The following is an 18,823-nucleotide window of genomic DNA, read 5'->3' as shown; positions in this document are numbered from 1 at the left end:
CTCACTTTGTAATTTTACCAAAAATAGAATAACAATGAACTTCGGAATAGACGCTATCGCATTTGATGTTGCAAAAATACATTTACCAATAAACACATTGGCAAATAATAGAAATATCGATCCTGAAAAATTGGAAAAAGGACTGGGATTACTGAAAATGACTTTGCCTGATACTCATCAAGATACGGTGGTTTTTGGGGCTAACGCATTGACTAAATTGATTGTTGATAATTCAATTAAATTAGAAGAAATTTCTCGAATTTATGTTGGAACCGAAAGTGCTATTGACAGTTCAAAACCAATTGCTTCGTTTTTGGTTTCACTAATGGAACAAAAATTTGGTGAAAACCGATTGGCAGAATGTGACGTTGTCGATTTTACTTTTGCATGTATTGGTGGTGTTGATGCGATGCAAAATTGTATTGATTTTGTAAGGGTAAATCCAAATAAAAAAGCAATTGTAGTAACATCTGACATTGCAAAATACGATTTAAATTCAACTGGAGAATACACTCAAGGAGCTGGAGCCGTTGCTTTACTGATATCTCAAAATCCTAGAATCATAGCATTTGAAAACAATTGGGCAACAAGTACAAAAGGCGTTTTTGATTTTTTCAAGCCTTACCGATCTATATCAAAAGAAGCAATTACCGGAAATTCGAATAACGAAATCTGGTTCGATAATTTAGAAGCTGAAATTGAAATCCACAAAGACCAACCTGTTTTTGAAGGGCAATATTCCAATCAATGTTATATGGATAGAACTCGAAATGCCTACTTTTCATTCAAAAAAGAAAGTGGTTCTGAAAGTTCAATTTATAATTCTTGGAAAAGTATAATTATGCACCTTCCATACTCATTTCAAGGAAGAAGAATGTTGTCAGAAATCTATTGTTTGGATCATGAAAACAAAATAATAAATGGAAAAGAAGACGCTTCAGAATACCAAAACAAACTGAAAGAAATCAGTAAATCGGAGGAATACAAAAACTTTGTAAACGAAAAATTACAACCTGCAGAAATTGCTTCTTCGTTAATTGGTAATTTATATACAGGTTCAATTTTTATGGGATTCCTATCCACTTTGACTCATTTTTATGATTCAAAAACAGATATTTCAAATAAAAAATTTGGTTTCCTAGCTTACGGAAGTGGTTCAAAATCAAAAGTATTTGAAGGAACGATTCAGCCCAATTGGGCAACTGCACTTTCAAATGTAAATCTGTTTGGAACATTAGAAAAAAGTCATGAAATTGGATTTGAAACGTATGAAAAATTACACAAAAAAGAGCAAAAATCAAGTGTTCAGCCGCCAAAAAGTGAGTGGATATTGGATAAAATAGAAAATGAAAATCCTAACCTAATAGGTGCTAGATATTACAAATGGATTGATTAGATTTGTAATCTAATTTATTGCATTATGAAATACCATCAAATTAACAGTAATTTATTTGTAAAAAATCGATCAAAATTTACGGCTCAAATGAAGCCTAAAAGTGTGGCGATTTTTAATTCTAATGACATCTACCCAGTTTCTGCTGATAGCACTTTGCCATTCGCACAACACCGCGACATTTTTTATTTGTCGGGAGTAGATCAAGAAGAGAGTATTTTATTACTATTCCCAGATGCACCCTACGAGCACCAAAGAGAAATATTATTCTTAAAAGAAACTAATGATCATATTGCGATTTGGGAAGGTGAAAAACTTTCTAAAGATCGTGCATTTGAGGTTTCAGGTATAAAAACGGTATATTGGCTTCAAGATTTCGAGAAAATTTTATTCGAATTAATGACCCATTCTGAAACTATTTATATCAATACTAATGAGCATTACCGTGCGACTGTGGAAACAGAAACTCGCGAGGCCCGTTTTGTAAAATGGTGGAAAGAGAAATATCCAGCTCATGCAGTTGCAAAAAGCAATCCGATTTTACAACGTATTCGATCTGTAAAGGAAAAGGAAGAAATTGAATTAATTCAGAATGCTTGTAATATTACCGAAAAAGGATTTCGTAGAGTATTGTCATTTGTAAAACCAAATGTTACTGAATATGAAATTGAAGCCGAATTTATTCACGAATTTATTCGAAATAGATCAAAAGGTTTTGCCTACACACCAATAATTGCTTCAGGAAATAATGCTAATGTTTTGCATTATATAGAGAATAACCAAGTTTGCAAAGCGGGTGATTTGATATTATTGGATGTTGCTGCTGAATATGCTAATTATTCTAGTGATATGACGCGAATGATTCCGGTTTCTGGTCGTTTTTCTGAAAGACAGAAAGCAGTTTATAATGCTGTTTTAAATGTGAAAAATGAAGCTACAAAAATGTTAACTCCTGGGACACTTTGGAAGCAATATCATGTTGAAGTTGGTAAAATAATGACTTCAGAATTATTAGGTTTAGGATTAATTGACAAAGCCGATGTTCAAAATGAAAACCCTGAATGGCCAGCATATAAAAAATATTTTATGCATGGAACTTCACACCACTTGGGCTTAGATACTCACGATTATGGAATTTTGACTGAGCCAATGCAAGCCAATATGGTATTTACAGTTGAACCTGGAATTTATATTCCTGCTGAAGGTTTCGGAATTCGATTAGAAGACAATGTTGTAATTCAAGAAAAAGGGAATCCATTTAATTTGATGCAGAATATTCCAATTGAAATTGAAGAAATTGAAACAATTATGAATGCATAATTTTTTTAAAATACTATAGACAAATAGATAAAAGACGGTTTGCAGAAATGTAAACCGTTTTTTATTTTGTAGAAATTTTAGCCTTATTTTTGCACTAAATATATCAATGAAACAATTTATCTATAAAAACACTGCGATTTCTTATTCCGATATTGGAACAGGAACTACTATGGTTTTACTTCACGGGTTTTTGGAAAACAAAACAATGTGGAAGGATTTGTCCCCAATATTGGCTAAAAAAAATAGAGTTATTTCAATTGATTTATTGGGTCACGGGCAATCCGAATGCCTTGGATATGTTCATTCAATGGAAGAAAATGCTGAAATTGTAAAAGCTATTTTATCTAATCTTAAAATTAGAAAAACTATAATTGTAGGGCATTCTATGGGAGGATATGTTGCACTGGCTTTTGCAGAATTATTTCCACAATTTATAAAAGGGCTTGTTTTGTTAAATTCAACTGCTAAAGAAGATTGTGAAGAACGAAAAACAAATAGGGATCGAGCGATTAAAGCTGTAAAACAGAATTACATCAATTTTGTTAGGATGTCGATTGCTAATTTATTTAGTGAAAACAATCGTGTCCGACTAGAAAATGAAATTGAAAACGTAAAATTAGAGGCTTTAAAAACCCCTTTACAAGGAATAGTTGCATCGTTGGAAGGAATGAAAATTAGAAAAGACAGACAATTTATTCTTAAAGAAACTGATTTCCCTAAAATGTTAATTCTTGGAGAAAAAGACGGAGTTTTATTATATAAAGACAATTTGGCCCAAATTAAAAATACCAATACCGAATTAATTTCTTTCCCTGATGGTCATATGAGTCATATTGAAAACAAAGAGGAATTGGAAAAAGTTATAGTTGGTTTTTTAAAAGGACTTTAAACTTTTCACCACAAAAGAAATAAAGAAAAGGCAAAAGTCACAAATTAATCCTCTAAAAGTCTGAAATATTCGTTTACAAATGTTTTTTGACCGTCTTTGTACAAGTTAACCGAGTGAAAATTATATAGAATTCCTTTTGGTGACTCTAATAATTTCATGTAAGTCATTAATTGAGCATGGTGAATTGGTAAAATAATTTCAATTGCTTTTAATTCTAATACGATACAATTTTCAATAAATAAATCGCATCTCAATTCTGTTTCAATTTCAAGATCTTTAAAAACTATTGGAACTAATAATTCTGATTTGAAAGAGATTCCCCTCAAATTTAGTTCTTTTTTTAGGCATTTATGATATACACTTTCTAATAAACCTGGCCCAAGAAATTTATGCACTTCGATTGCTGCTCCATTTATTTGATAAGTCAAGTCAGTTAAATAACTTTTGGTGATATTTGGCATATTATATTCATTTTGAGTGGATTGTATATTAATTATTTGATTCTTTTGTAATTCTTTTGATTCTTTTGTGGTGAAAAAAACCTAAACTTTCTCCTCAAAAGGAATATTTTCATCTAAAATTTCAACCAATAAAATAGTAATTTGTTCTAAATACTGATCGATAGTTTCCTTACTTATTATTGTGTTCAGCTCTTTACCTTCTTTAAAAGTGAATGGTAAAAATCCAGATTTTAAATTCTTGAAAGAAATAATACCCGCTTCCATCGGTTGATCAATCGCCAGCTCTTCACATGCAAAGGCATAGGCTAAAATTTGTATAATTTTTTCGTTGATAATGTCCTTAGTTAAATCTGTCCAAGTGCTTAATGTCACCGTTCCTTTATCAACTTTTCCCGTTTTATAATCAATAATTCTTAGAACTCCATTTCGCAATTCAATTCTATCTACAGAACCGCCAATTTTAACAGGATATGGCAAGCTTGGATGCTCAAATGTTCGTTCAAATCGTTGCTCAAGAGTAATTATTTTAACCGAATCACCTGAAACAATAGATTCCAATTCTACTTTTAGGAAGTTATATACATTTCGTTTTACAACTTCAAAAGTGAGTAAATTTTTACCTTTCTTGATTTCTCCTTCTTTATAGACATTTTTAAATTGGTTCAACACTTCAGAATCTATTTGCTTAATACAATTTAGAATGTCGCTTTCGGAAATAAATTTTCCTATAAAAGGTAAATAAAGAGCTTCCAAAGTTTCATGAATTATTATCCCTAATGTCTTTACTGCAATATTCTCTTCTACTTCATCTACTCCACCTATTGATAAAATTTTGTCATAGTAAAATTGTATTGGGTTCCGGATGTAACTTGTTATAGCGGTTGGAGAAAAGCCAGATTCGGCAATTTCTTTTAAACGTGCCATCACTGATTCCGATTTTGGGATAACCATTGGTTGGTTCGCTTTTTCTGGAACTACTGCGTTATAAATTGAAGGATTTATATTATGGACATCTTTATCTTTATATTCGACTTGTAACTGTGTAATAAATCGGCTTTTTTCGCCAGCATCCATTCCATCACTTTCAGTATTATAAAGTAAGTACACGTTTTTTGCACGTTGTAACAAATGATAAAAGTGATACGTATAAATTGCATCTTTCTCTTTGAAAGTAGGTAGTTCTAATTCTCTTTTCACATCATAAGGAATGAAAGAATTTTGCGACTTTCCTGCTGGCAATTTGCCTTCGTTCAAAGAAGTAATAATAACAGTTTCAAAGTCTAAAACACGACTTTCTAATACACCCATAATTTGCAATCCTTTTAATGGTTCTCCTTCAAATGAAACCTCAGCAAGATCGATTACTTGTTTGTAAATCGCGTAAAGCGTTTCAATAGTATTGATGTGATCGTATTTTGAATAATAACTGATCAGTTTATTGATTACTTTAAAAATCGAAAAAACAAATGCTTTTGTAATTTTTTCTTCTTCATTGTCATTACTTAAATTTCCTTTTATGATTTGCAATAATTGAGAAATCCCTTCGAGTGCACTTAAACTACCATTCTCCCATTTACCAAACAACAAAAGGAATAAATCACTAGGATTAGGATTTAATTCCATTATTTTTTGATGAGTAATGAAGGTATAATTGAATTCAATTATAGTTTTCACTAATGCATTTGTATTTGAGTAGGGTTCAATTAATGGGTGGGTTAATATTCCAAGGACGTCTTTATAGTAAAATACATAGTTTTTGCCATTTCTTGACATGGCTGCGGTATGCATTTTAAATAACTTAGAAATTAATATTTGTGCAGGGTTATTCTTGCTTGAAAAACCCATAGTGATATTTAATGATTTTACACTTGATGGAAGAGAATAAAGCAATGGAATCAGCATATTTTCATCACCTAAAACTATTGCTACTTTTTCCAAAGAAATGGTTGGATCATTTTCAATCAAATCATCAATTATACCTCCAGCAATTTTTGCTTGGCCAATGGATTTTGGAGTTCCAATAATATTGATGTTTTTTTTATCTTTAAGAAAATCATCGGCAATCCATTCAAAGGGATTGGACTTGTAGTGGGACCACTTTTCTTTAAATTTTCGAATAAATAATCCAGCATCATGATAAGGATCATTTAAAAATGCTTGGTCTATATCCCAATAAATTTTTGCTTGATTGGACGCTAACAAACTTTGCACGATTTTTTCTTCAGCAGCATTTAGGGCATTAAAGCCAGCAATAATATAGTTTGTGTCTGGGACAGATTTAGAAAATGCATTTATTTTATTAACCGCTTCTCTATAGATTAATCCTTGATATCCAATTCCTTTTTTTAATAAATGACTGTAAAGCGTTTGGTAATAATTTGGCAGTAACTTCCAAAAGTCGATATAATTTTCTAATAATTTTGTTTTGTTTTGAACTTCAATTCCCCATTTTTTTATGTCTTCAATATCTTTTAAATACGAAAGAACATGATTTGAATCTAGTAAATAGCGGTCTATTTCATTAAAATCTTGTAAAAGCATTTTTGCCCAATTGGCAAATAAATCAAATGATTGTTGGCTTTTTACATCGGTTAATTTTAAATATACTTCATAGAATTCGAATACCAATTCTATTGAATCGATTGATCTAATTGCTGAAATTTCTTGAATAAAGTCCTCTATACTAATAATTTTAGGGCAAATAATATTATTCTGAATTTGATTCTTTAAAGCTTCAATTAAAAATATTTTTGCTCTTTTATTTGGCAAGATCACAACAGTATTTGAAAGATTATCGGAATAATCTCTAATTATTACTTGTGCTATTTTATCTAAAAAAGTTTCTTCTATCATTTTATAAATATAAAAAAAACGCCCCGATAAATCGAGGCGTTTTTAAAAATATTTTAAGTGAATTATTTAACGTATTTCACTTCTACTCTTCTGTTACTAGATCTACCTTCTTCAGTGTTATTATCACCGATTGGTTGAGTATCACCATAACCGTTAGAAGTTAATCTATCAGCAGCAACACCATTAGAAACTAAGTAGTTTTTAACAGCTGCGGCTCTTTCGTTAGAAAGTACCATGTTAGATGCAGTATTACCAGTTGAATCTGTATGACCTGCAATATTGAATTTTGCAGTTGGGTTTTCTTTCAAGATTGCAATAATAGATTTCAATACTGGTAAAGTTTGTTTTTGGAATGAAGATTTTCCAGTATTAAACAAAATTGTTTTAGCATATCCTTCTAAAGTATTCATAGCTACTTGAGAAATTTCTGGGCAACCATTGTTAGCAACAGTTCCTTTTTCAGTAGGACATTTGTCATCTTTATCTAAAACTGAATCACCATCAGTATCTGGCCAAGGACAACCTGCATTTTCTTTAGGTCCTTTAATGTTTGGACATTTGTCATCTTTATCAGTAGTTCCGTCACCGTCAGTATCAGGACAACCTTTTAATGCTTTTAAACCAGCAACTTCTGGACAAGAATCTTCTTTGTCAGCAACTCCGTCACCGTCAGTATCAGGACAACCATTCATAGCTACAGTTCCTGCGGCATCTGGACAAGCATCACTTGCATCAACAATTCCGTCACCGTCAGTATCAGGACATCCTTTGAATTCTTTTAAACCAGCAACTTCTGGACAAGCATCGTCTCTATCGTAGATTCCGTCACCGTCTGTATCTTTACCTCCAAATTTGAATATTAGACCAGCAAAATGTTGCATGTGAGATGGTACATCTACACCTGGTATTCTAGCATCATCAAATGAATGTTTGTAAGTAGATTGAACAGAAAGTCCAACTAACTCAGTCATCCAATATGTTAATCCTAAACCTGTATTCATTGTTCCTGAACTTACTTTGTCTAAGAAAGTATAACCACCACCAATGTGTGCAGTTGGCTCGAATGATTTAGAACCAATCATTTTCATGAAGCTATATTTAATGTCTAAATCAAATGCATAATAGTTTAAATCTCCAGGATTTGTAACAAAATAATCTCCAGTTGGAGTTTGAGTGTTTACAAATTTTGACATTTTGTTGATAGATCCTGTAAGACCAAATGAGAAATTATCTCCAGCATATTTTGTTACATTTAAATAAGATAAAGAAGGTAAAACATTCCAGTTATCCGATTTATTAAAATAATTTGAAAATTGATCTTTGATACTAGAAGCTGCGCTTACTCTTGTGTCAACAGCATTTGTTCCAAAAGATATAGCCCATGTGTTGTTTACGTCTTGAGCTTGAGATAATAATCCCACTAATAGCACAACAGCTGTAATTAATTTGTTTAGATGTTTCATATTTGTTTGTTTTAATTTTGAATTAATCTATCGCAAAAGTAATATCTTATTATTAAACTACAAAGGGTTTTGTTAAAAATCTGATTAAAAGGGCATTATTTACACATTTAAATCACATTTAATTGTTTTCCAACCTCAATAAAAGCTACTATAGCCTTGTCTAAATGAGCTTTAGTATGGGCAGCCGATAATTGCACTCTGATTCTTGCCTTCTCCTTTGGGACCACTGGGAAAAAGAAACCTATTACATAAATTCCTTTTTTCAATAACTCATCAGCCATTACTTGGGCTAACTTAGCGTCATATAACATTACTGGTACAATTGCAGAATCGCCTTCAACAATATCAAAACCTGCATTTTTCATTCCAGATTTGAAATAATTAGTATTTTCTTCCAATTGATCTCTTAAAGTAGTATCTTTCTCTAATAATTCAAATACCTTTATTGAGGCCCCAACTATTGCAGGAGCTAAAGAATTAGAAAATAAATATGGACGAGAACGTTGTCTTAATATTTCAATAATTTCTTTTTTTGCAGTTGTATAACCTCCCATTGCTCCTCCAAGGGCTTTTCCTAAAGTTCCTGTGATGATGTCCACACGACCCATAACGCCTTTTGCTTCTGGCGTTCCCTTTCCTGTTGCGCCAATAAATCCAGCAGCATGACACTCGTCAACCATCACCATAGCATCATATTTATCAGCTAAATCACAAATTATATCTAGCGGAGCTACAACACCATCCATTGAGAAAACGCCATCGGTAACAATTAATTTAAAACGCGTTCCTACTTCGGTAGCTTTAATTAATTGCGCCTCCAAATCTTCCATATTGCTATTTTCATAACGATAACGAGCGGCTTTACACAATCGAACACCATCAATTATAGAAGCGTGGTTCAAACTATCAGAAATTATACAGTCTTGTTCTCCTAGTAAAGGTTCAAAAACTCCACCATTGGCATCAAATGCAGCAGCATATAAAATCGTGTCTTCTGTTCCATAAAATTCAGCGATTTTTCTTTCTAATGTTTTGTGAATATCTTGAGTTCCACAGATAAATCTAACAGATGACATTCCAAATCCGTGAGAATCCAAAGTGTCCTTTGCGGCTTGAATAACCTCTGGATGGGAAGAAAGTCCCAAATAGTTGTTGGCACAAAAATTCAATACCGTTTCTCCATTAACAGTTATTTCTGCTCCTTGCGTGGAAGTTATAATTCTCTCTTTTTTAAATATCCCGTTTTCTTCAATTGTAGCTAATTCTGATTGAAGAAATTGTTGAATTTTACCGTACATTTTTTATAATTTTAGTTTTAGTTTTTTACAAATTTACAACGTTAATTTCTTCTCCAATATAAACTAACGCTTTTTTCGTGACTTTTAATCCCATTTTTTCAATTGCATTTTGATAATTTTCCAATTGGAGTTGGTACTTTTGATTGTGAGTTCCCGTTTTATAATCTAAAAGATATACTTCTTTATTTTTAGTCAAAACCATTCGGTCTGGCTTTATCGTTTTTCCTTCTTTTTGGATTATTGCTTGCTCATTTAAGATTTCATTTGCACTCGAAAAATAACTTTCAAGTTCTTTATTATTTACAATTTCTTGAATACTTTTCAAAACAACTTCCTTTTGATTTAGGGTAATTAATCCATTTTCAATTGCATTTTGTATTGCTAAATCAATATCAGATGCCGTTTTTACAAAAGATAAAATTTCATGAATTATGTTTCCGTATTCAATTGCTTTTTGCTGATTTGTTCCCCACATTAATGCTTCGCGTCGAGCAATTTTAATATCTTTAGGGTCCAATACATTACTAATTGTTGGGATAGTATTGGTTTCATCATTGAATGAAATTACTTTAGACAATTTCGCTTTGTTTCCAAATTCGTATTCTAAAATACTTGGATTATAAACTTCAATCGCAATTAAATATTCAATAAAAAACGACGCCGTATTGTAAGGATATTGTCCTTCTTTATTTGGTTCTAAATATTGTGAAATTACATACAATTGTTCCTCGGCGCGAGTCAATGCAACATACAAAACATTAATGTTATCAAGCAATTCCTCTTGTTTTTTTTCTTGGAATACCGCTGCAGCTTCCTCTCCAAAATTTTCTACAGAACTACTATTGTCTATTAATACTTTTGGCAAGCCAAAGGTTTCTTCTTCGGCATCAAGCCACAATTTATCTTTTGGTTTTCGAACATAATCTTCATCCGCAAAAGGCATTATTACAACCGGAAATTCTAATCCTTTTGATTTATGAATGGTCATGATTCGAATTGCGTTTTTCCCTTCAGGAGATGGTATGCTAAATTTATCGTTGTTTTTATCCCAATAACTTAAAAAATCTGCAATTCCAGCTTGATTTCTTATATCTCGTTCTAAAACTATATCGATGAAATATTGAACATAGGCGTGACTTTTTAATTGGAATTTACTCACAATAATTTCTACCGCTTCATACAATGATTTTTTTCTAATGTCTTGAAATGAAAGTGAAATATCAAATTCCGATAACCACAATTCAAACTCATTTTCCTTTACTTTTTCTTTCCCTTTGGCAATAAAATCATGAACGGCCATATTGGTTTGAAACTGATTTGCGATATAAAGTAAGAATCCTGCTTTAGCTTTTATATCAGAGTTATTATGTAAATATCTCAATACATTGATAATCATTTGAACGTCGGTTGAATTCTTGATCATCAACGTTTCAGATGAAATAATTGGAATGTTATTTTCAATTAGATAATTGGCTAAAGCAATTCCCTGTGCTCTTTTTCGGGTTAGAATTACAATTTCTTGGTATTCAAATCTTTCGTTTTTTACTTTTTCAATTGTCTTTAATGTAGCCTTTAAGTACATTTCAATTTTATCCAATGACTCTTCATCCTCTGAAGAAGTTTCCATTTTTGGAATAAACGAAATATTTACATAGCCTCCTTTTTTATTATTTTCTTCTTGGCGACTGTGATTTTCGTATAAATCTTTGTAATCTGCATTGTTAAATTCAGATGACAAATAGTAAAATAACTTATTGTTAAAATCGATTACTTGAGAATAACTTCTGTAATTGGTATCTAATGTAAATAATTGTTTGTCAGGATTATTGAACGGATTTTTATCTTTACTCAATTCGATAAATTGCTCTGCTTTTCCACCTCGCCATCTGTAAATAGATTGTTTTGGATCGCCCACAATCATCAAAGTTCCTTTTTCACCTTCAATTTCACTTGAAGTGGCATTATCAATTAGCGGAATTAAATTCTGCCATTGCATTTCGGAAGTGTCTTGAAATTCATCTATAAAAAAATGTCGGTAACGTTCCCCTAATCTTTCATAAATAAATGGCGCCGGTTGGTTTTGAATTTCATTATAAATAATCGCATTGAACTCGGCGATAGAAAGTACATTTTGCTCTTTCTGAATTTTTGCCAATTCGTTGCTAACGGTATTTAACAACGAAAGTGGCGTAATATTTTTTAGGAAGGCATTATAAAATTCTCTTTTTTCAAATTTAGTATAAATCGTTTCTAAAACACTTAATAATTCCGGAATAATTGCTTCTATTTCTAATTTGTCTTTCGCAGTTTTATTGATTTTGATATCCTCAAATTCATGGTACGTTTTATTGTTTGGATTGAATTTTTCAACAGCTATATTATTCAAATGATTGGGAAAATGTCCTGCAGAAAATGATTTAGTATCGATTCCGTTTTTTTCAATTAGAGCCAATAAGCTTTTAGCTAATGCTGAATTTTCTTTATTGATAACCTGACAAGCTTCGGCAACTTTATTTTTTATTTCGATGAATTCTGAGATGGATTTATCTTGAAAATGAGTTATTTCTTCCCGATTATTCTCATTTAAAAGTAGGCGCCCGGTATCTAAAATTTCACGAGAAATATCCCAACTTTTATCTTCGTCGGTTTTTTGCATGGTGAAATCGATGAGTAATTTGGTTAATACATCGTCTTCGCCGGCTTGAGCGATTATGGCATCAACGGCTTCTGTTAAAAGGTTTTCGGTGTCCAAAGTCACTTCAAATGTCATCGGCAAATTTAAATCGTGGGCAAAAGCACGAATTACTTTGTGCGTGAATTTATCGATGGTTGAAATATCAAAAGCGGCATAATTATGAATAATATGCTTTATGATTTGTTGCGCTTTTGTTTGTATTTGGATAATTGAAAGCCCAATTGGTTCGTCTTGCCATTCTTGAGGATTGTCTTTTTTTCTTCTACCATTTGACAGAATATCCATTAATTCTGCCGCTTTTGGATCGGGAATTTTCTCAGCAAACTCTGATAAATTCCAAACAATTCGGCTTTTCATTTCGTGAACCGCTTTATTGGTAAACGTTATGGCGAGTATGTTTCTATAGGCGTCGTTTTTCTTAGCTACCAAAATAATTTTCAGGTATTCTTTAACCAGTGCATAGGTTTTTCCTGAGCCTGCCGATGCGTCGTATATGGAGAATGAAGGTCTTTGCATTTAGATTTTAGTTTTCTAATTTTTTAATTTTATAAATGTAATTCATTTTTGGTGTTTCTCCATAATATTCTACTTCTTGTTCTCCTACTTTTTGAGCGCCAAATTTTTCGATTGCTTTTTGAGAACGAAAATTTTGATTTCCAACGTGAAAATAGATACACGAAACATATTGAAAAATATAATTGACCATAGTATTTTTTAGAGATTCATTGTACCCCTTGCCCCAAAATTTTCTTCCGATGAAAGTATATCCTATTAATATGGAGTTGTCTTCTTGATTGTAATCATAATACCTACTGCATCCAACAACCTCGTTTGTTTTGGCGTCTAAAACAATAAAAGCCCCTTTTGAAAGCATTGCTCCTTTAAAGAAAGTAGTAAATTCTTCTTTTTTATACCTGAATTTGTTGGGATGCTGTTCCCATAATAAAGGGTCGGAAGCGATTTCAAATAATCTATCAAAATCGGTTTCTTGCAACGGTTTTAGGATGATTAAATCTGATTTTAGATTATTTGGTTGAATAGTGAACGTCATTTGTAATGCGGCTTGATTGATTTTCTAGTTTCTGAAGAACGGAATTATTAAATCTAAAAGTGATTATTTCCTAAATTTCCTAGCCCTGATTGAAGGGAAAATCCTCGCCTTTTTTTGGCGAGATTTGGAATGAAAGCAGGAAAAAGCTCCAAAAATTCCGTTTCTGTAATGACAATTGGACTATAGATTTATTTGATAGGAAAATAACAAAATAGAATTTTCATTTCCAAAGTTAATTGTTTATTTTTGAAATAAATATAATTAACAAATAAACTATACTATTATGGCATTTGAATTACCACAATTACCTTACGCGTATGACGCTTTGGAACCACATATTGATGCTCGTACGATGGAAATTCACCATTCGAAACATCATAATGCTTACACAACAAATTTGAACGCGGCAATTGCTGGAACAGATTTAGAAGGTAAAACGATTGAAAATATTTTAATAAATCTTGATATGAAAAATGCGGCTGTTCGCAATAATGGCGGTGGTTTTTACAATCATAATTTGTTTTGGACGGTGATGTCTCCAAATGGCGGTGGACTTCCAACTGGAGATTTATTAGCTGCTATTGAAAGTGCTTTTGGAACATTTGAAGAATTTAAAGCGAAGTTTGCAAAAGCGGGAGCGACTCAATTTGGTTCAGGATGGGCATGGCTTTGCGTTCACAAAGGAGGAAAGTTAGACGTTTGCGGAACTCCAAATCAGGACAATACTTTAATGCCAGGCGTGGGTTGCGGTGGAACTCCAATTTTAGGAATGGACGTTTGGGAACATGCTTATTATTTAAACTATCAAAACAGAAGACCGGATTATATTGAAGCTTTCTTTAATGTGATTAACTGGGTAGAAGTTTCAAGAAGATACGCTTTAGAGAAATAGTCATTTAATCTCAAAAGGGAATTAGCTTATAAAACAAAAAAATACAATTTTGATTTAATTATCAGAATTGCATTTTTTATTATAAATCTTTAGGTTTTTTGCCACAGATTATCACAGATTTAACGGATTATGAGGATGTAATCTGTCATAATCAGCTAGATCCGTTAAATCTGTGGCAAATTTTTTATTTCATAGATACATACTAAAAATAAAGTCTAAATATAATTTAAAGAGTTTAAAATCAAAGCGTTAAAATTATTATTCAGAATACAATGTTACTAAATATTAAATTGAATAATTTACTTTCAGCTATCAATAAAAATCATTAATAAGCTCTTGCGTCTTTGCCTTCGTAGAAATTCATAAAGGCACGATTTACTACTCGGTTTCCTCCTGGCGTTGGATAATCTCCGGTGAAATACCAATCACCTAGGTTTTTAGGACACGCAATATGTAAGTTCTCAACGGTTTGGAAAATAATTTTAACATCGGCTTTTACCGAAGAATCTTTTAGCATTTGTGCAATTTTATCTGATATTTCTTGTGGCTTAAATGGCGCATAAATTTCGGTAACAAAGTTTACGACTTCGCTGTCTTTCAAGTTTTCTTGCGCCTTACATTTTTCATAAACAGAATCTACAATTCCATATAAATTTCTTTCTTTTAATAATTCTAATGCCGCTTGGAAAGCAATAAGTCCTTCTAGTTTTGCCATGTCGATTCCATAGCAATCAGGATATCTAATTTGCGGCGCTGCTGAAACTATCACAATACTTTTTGGATTTAAACGATCCATCATTTTGATGATACTCAGCTTTAAGGTCGTTCCTCGAACGATACTGTCATCAATGATTACCAAATTATCTGTTGGTTTTATAACTCCATAAGTAACGTCATATATATGTGCAACCAAATCGTTTCGGCTGCTGTCTTCAGTAATAAACGTTCTAAGTTTAGCATCTTTAATAGCTACTTTTTCGGTTCTAATTTTTACAGAAAGTAATTCTTGCAGGCTTTCTTTTGTTAATGTATTTCTATTTTCAAGAATAAAATTATTTTTTCTTTGATTTAAAAAATCTTGAGCCGCTTCTACTATTCCGTAAAACGAAGTTTCGGCAGTATTTGGTATGTAAGAAAAAACGGTGTTATCGGTATCGTTATCGATGGCTTCTAAAACAGCTGGTAAAATTAATTTTCCAAGGTTTTTACGTTCTTGATATATTTCTGCATCGCTCCCTCTTGAAAAATAAATTCTCTCGAATGAACATGCCTTTTTTACAGTTGGAACAATAATTTCTTCTTCTGTAACCTTTCCGTTTTTCTTAATAATCAAAGCGTTGCCAGGTGTCAATTCTTGAACTTTATCAAAGTCGACATTAAAAACGGTTTGAATTACAGGACGTTCAGAGGCAACCACTACTATTTCATCGTCTTGATAAAAATAGGCAGGTCGGATTCCAGCTGGATCTCTAAATACAAATGCGTCACCATGTCCTAATAAACCGGCCATTGCATAGCCACCATCCCAACCTTTTGAGGCGCGACGAAGGATTTTTGAAATTTCTAATTTTTCAGCAATTACAGGAGAAGCCTCTCTTTTTGTTAAACCATTATTTTTACATTCTAAGTACAAATCGGTTACTTCATCGTCCAGAAAATGTCCGATTTTTTCCATAATTGTTACGGTATCGGCCATTTCTTTTGGGTGTTGCCCCAATTCAATTAAGCTAGAGAAAAGTTCTTTTACATTGGTCATATTGAAATTTCCTGCAACAATTAAGTTACGGTGCATCCAATTATTTTGACGAAGAAATGGGTGAACGCTTTCTATGCTGTTTTTTCCAAAAGTTCCGTATCGAACGTGACCTAAAAATACTTCTCCTATATAAGGAATGTTCTTTTTTTGAAGCGCTACATTATTGGTAAATTCTGGATGGGACGTCATTTCATCATTGATGCGATCGTTTATTTGTGAAAACACATCTTGAATGGCTTGAGGATCATTAGAACGTACCCTGCTGATGTATCTTTCACCAGGCTCCATGTCTAATTTTATACTTGCAAAACCAGCTCCGTCTTGTCCACGATTGTGCTGTTTTTCCATTAGGAGATACATTTTTTGAATGCCATAAAAAGCCGTTCCGTATTTCTCCTTGTAAAATTCAAGCGGTTTTAAAAGTCTTAAAAATGCTATTCCACATTCGTGTTGTAATGCGTCGCTCATTGTAGTTGTTGTATTGTAGTTATGTAAAAATAAAAAAAGCCCCGGAATTTCGAGGCATAATTTTATTGTATTTCTATATCAAATTGTGTTAAAGATTTGAATTGTTGTAATCTGGCATTTACCTCATCGCTTTTAAGCCCTAGCATTCTTTCAGTTCCAAATTTCTCCACACAAAAAGAAGCTAAATTAGAACCGTATATAATTGCGCTTTTCATATTTTCAAAAGTTACATTTTCACTTTGAGTAATAAATCCTGCAAAACCACCTGCAAATGTATCTCCCGCTCCAGTAGGATCAAAAACTTCTTCTAATGGCAATGCTGGCGCAAAGAAAACGTCTTTATTATGAAACAATAAGGCTCCGTGTTCTCCTTTTTTAATCACAACATATTTAGGTCCCATTGTATGAATTTTTGCCGCCGCTTTCACTAATGAATATTCCCCTGACAATTGACGTGCTTCTTCATCATTAATGGTAATTACATCCACTCTTTTTATTACGCTTAATAATTCCTCCAAAGCACAATCCATCCAGAAATTCATGGTGTCTAAAACAACCAATTTAGGTTTTACTTCCATTTGATCTAAAACGCTGCTTTGAACCAATGGATGCAAATTTCCTAACATAACTACGTCAGCATTTTTATAATTCTGAGGTACTTTTGGTTGGAAATCAGCTAATACATTTAACTGTGTATCAAGTGTGTCTCTTGAATTTAAATCGTTATGATAGCGACCACTCCAAAAGAAAGTTTTTCCACCTTTTACTACTTCAAGTCCTGAAATATCGATATTTCTATCTGATAATAAATCTAAATATTCTTGTGGAAAATCGTCGCCAACAACTGAAACTATAGCAGATTGTAAATTAAAATGAGAAGCAGAAAGCCCAATATACGTACCAGCTCCCCCTAAAATTTTATCTGTTTTCCCAAATGGAGTCTCAATTGCGTCGAAAGCCACGGTTCCAACAATCAATAATTTATTCATATTTTGTCATTAGGAGATTTGAAGTAATCTCAAATTAAGAGGCAAAGGTAAGTTTTTTGTTGCAGAGTTGCAAAGTGATTTAATGGCAATATTTAGAAAAGTTTGTCGTCTTCTTTTTCGTAAAAAGTGTCTACAGAAAGTGTATTTTGATTTGAAGCCATAACGGCCAATTCATCGCATCTTTCATTTTGAGGGTGATTATTATGTCCTTTAATCCATTTAAAATCGACATGGTGTTTTCGAAATACTACTAAAAATCGTTTCCATAAATCAGGGTTTTTCTTGCCAACGTATTCTTTTTTCTCCCATCCAAAAACCCATTTTTTTAAAACAGAATCAACCACATATTTTGAATCAGAAATCACTAATACTTTCGTGTTTTCTGTTTTTAATTTTTCAAGACCTACTATTACCGCTAATAATTCCATTCTATTATTGGTAGTATGTCTAAATCCTTCAAAAAATTCTTTGCGGTAAGTTTTTCCAACCCATTCCATTACAATCCCATAACCTCCTGGGCCCGGATTGCCTTTCGCGGCACCATCGGTATAAATATGTACTTGGTGTTCCAATTTTTGATTTAAGATTTAAGATTTAAGATTTTATCGATAATTAATGGGAAATGTGTTTGTTCCAGCTCGTGAATTTTTTCGGCTACGTCTTCAGGTGATTCGGTTCCTGTTAAATTTATGCTTTCTTGAAAAATTATATTTCCTTCATCGTAATTTTCATTTACATAGTGAATTGTAATTCCAGTCTCTGATTCTCGATTTTCAACTACAGCTCGGTGAACATTCATCCCATACATTCCTTTTCCTCCATATTTTGGTAAAAGTGCGGGATGAATATTGATAATTTTATTTGGAAATGCTTCGACACAATTACTTGGAAATTTTAATAAAAACCCAGCTAAAATGATTAAATCAGGTTGAATTTCTTTTAAATTTTTAAGTAAAACATCTGAATTTAAATCGTCTTTAGAAATAATTTTTGTTGGAACAGATAAATTTTGAGCTTTTTCCAGGACTTTTGCATTAGGATTATTTGAAAAAATATGAAATTGATGTAATTTTGAGGAGTTATTAAAGTGAAGTACAATGTTTTGGGCATTTGTCCCCGAACCAGATGCAAAAATCACTATTTTTTTCATGTTGTACTGTTTAATTTGACACAAAAAAAAGAATAAAAAACGATAAATAATAGAAAATTAGCGTCTTTATTAAAATATTTTTTTAATTTCGCCCCTTATTTATTAACTAATGCGTGGAATTAAAATAAAGTTTTTTATTTTTGCC

At 32.2% G+C, this 18,823-nt stretch carries 14 protein-coding genes; 4 read left to right on the top strand and 10 right to left on the bottom strand.

Annotated elements, in window-relative coordinates:
- Positions 1–34 precede the first annotated feature (34 nt).
- The 3 genes from AC9UFV_RS03175 (at position 35) to AC9UFV_RS03165 (ending at position 3,602) form a co-directional block, all read left to right on the top strand.
- Positions 35–1,396: a hydroxymethylglutaryl-CoA synthase family protein gene (locus AC9UFV_RS03175; RefSeq protein WP_509572691.1), complete on the top strand. Its 1,362-nt coding sequence runs from the start codon at positions 35–37 to the stop codon at positions 1,394–1,396.
- Between the two features lie 24 nt (positions 1,397–1,420).
- Positions 1,421–2,713 (top strand): aminopeptidase P family protein, encoded by a 1,293-nt coding sequence (locus AC9UFV_RS03170; RefSeq protein WP_509572688.1) that lies wholly within the window; start codon positions 1,421–1,423, stop codon positions 2,711–2,713.
- 106 nt (positions 2,714–2,819) lie between these two features.
- Positions 2,820–3,602 carry an alpha/beta fold hydrolase gene (locus tag AC9UFV_RS03165; protein WP_509572686.1) on the top strand — a complete coding sequence of 261 codons (783 nt, stop codon included), beginning with the start codon at positions 2,820–2,822 and terminating at the stop codon, positions 3,600–3,602.
- Positions 3,603–3,646: 44 nt separating this feature from the next.
- On the opposite strand, the gene AC9UFV_RS03160 is transcribed toward AC9UFV_RS03165, so the two are convergent.
- The 6 genes from AC9UFV_RS03160 to AC9UFV_RS03135 all read right to left on the bottom strand — a co-directional run bounded on the left by AC9UFV_RS03160 (position 3,647) and on the right by AC9UFV_RS03135 (position 13,423).
- A complete protein-coding gene (locus AC9UFV_RS03160; protein ID WP_509572684.1) occupies positions 3,647–4,063 on the bottom strand; it encodes a GxxExxY protein in 417 nt (138 codons plus the stop codon).
- A gap of 81 nt (positions 4,064–4,144) precedes the next feature.
- Positions 4,145–6,916, bottom strand: coding sequence for a PD-(D/E)XK nuclease family protein (locus AC9UFV_RS03155; protein ID WP_509572682.1), 2,772 nt, complete (start codon positions 6,914–6,916; stop codon positions 4,145–4,147).
- Positions 6,917–6,978: 62 nt separating this feature from the next.
- A complete protein-coding gene (locus AC9UFV_RS03150) occupies positions 6,979–8,379 on the bottom strand; it encodes an OmpA family protein (protein ID WP_509572680.1) in 1,401 nt (466 codons plus the stop codon).
- Between the two features lie 107 nt (positions 8,380–8,486).
- Positions 8,487–9,677: a glycine C-acetyltransferase gene (gene kbl / locus AC9UFV_RS03145; RefSeq protein ID WP_509572678.1), complete on the bottom strand. Its 1,191-nt coding sequence runs from the start codon at positions 9,675–9,677 to the stop codon at positions 8,487–8,489.
- A gap of 25 nt (positions 9,678–9,702) precedes the next feature.
- Positions 9,703–12,888 carry a UvrD-helicase domain-containing protein gene (locus AC9UFV_RS03140; RefSeq protein ID WP_509572676.1) on the bottom strand — a complete coding sequence of 1,062 codons (3,186 nt, stop codon included), beginning with the start codon at positions 12,886–12,888 and terminating at the stop codon, positions 9,703–9,705.
- A 7-nt stretch (positions 12,889–12,895) separates the two neighbouring features.
- Positions 12,896–13,423 (bottom strand): GNAT family N-acetyltransferase, encoded by a 528-nt coding sequence (locus tag AC9UFV_RS03135; RefSeq protein WP_509572674.1) that lies wholly within the window; start codon positions 13,421–13,423, stop codon positions 12,896–12,898.
- 283 nt (positions 13,424–13,706) lie between these two features.
- Here AC9UFV_RS03135 and AC9UFV_RS03130 point away from each other — a divergent pair, with 283 nt between their 5' ends.
- Positions 13,707–14,315, top strand: a complete 609-nt coding sequence (locus AC9UFV_RS03130) for a superoxide dismutase (RefSeq protein WP_509567476.1) — start codon at positions 13,707–13,709, stop codon at positions 14,313–14,315.
- Positions 14,316–14,640: 325 nt separating this feature from the next.
- Here the strand turns inward: AC9UFV_RS03130 and AC9UFV_RS03125 are convergent, their stop codons facing one another.
- The 4 genes from AC9UFV_RS03125 to purN form a co-directional block, all read right to left on the bottom strand.
- A complete protein-coding gene (locus AC9UFV_RS03125) occupies positions 14,641–16,539 on the bottom strand; it encodes an amidophosphoribosyltransferase (RefSeq protein WP_509572672.1) in 1,899 nt (632 codons plus the stop codon).
- 62 nt (positions 16,540–16,601) lie between these two features.
- A complete protein-coding gene (locus AC9UFV_RS03120) occupies positions 16,602–17,528 on the bottom strand; it encodes a PfkB family carbohydrate kinase (RefSeq protein ID WP_509572670.1) in 927 nt (308 codons plus the stop codon).
- A gap of 92 nt (positions 17,529–17,620) precedes the next feature.
- The gene (rnhA, locus tag AC9UFV_RS03115; protein WP_509572667.1) at positions 17,621–18,100 is read right to left on the bottom strand and encodes a ribonuclease HI; all 480 of its coding nucleotides are present in this window, start codon (positions 18,098–18,100) and stop codon (positions 17,621–17,623) included.
- Between the two features lie 8 nt (positions 18,101–18,108).
- Positions 18,109–18,678 carry a phosphoribosylglycinamide formyltransferase gene (purN, locus tag AC9UFV_RS03110; RefSeq protein ID WP_509572665.1) on the bottom strand — a complete coding sequence of 190 codons (570 nt, stop codon included), beginning with the start codon at positions 18,676–18,678 and terminating at the stop codon, positions 18,109–18,111.
- Positions 18,679–18,823 lie beyond the last annotated feature (145 nt).

This window comes from Flavobacterium sp. (genome assembly GCF_044349645.1).
Classification (GTDB): Bacteria; Bacteroidota; Bacteroidia; order Flavobacteriales; family Flavobacteriaceae; genus Flavobacterium.
Note: the sequence above shows the minus strand (reverse complement) of the source record. Positions and strands in the feature narration are given on the sequence as shown.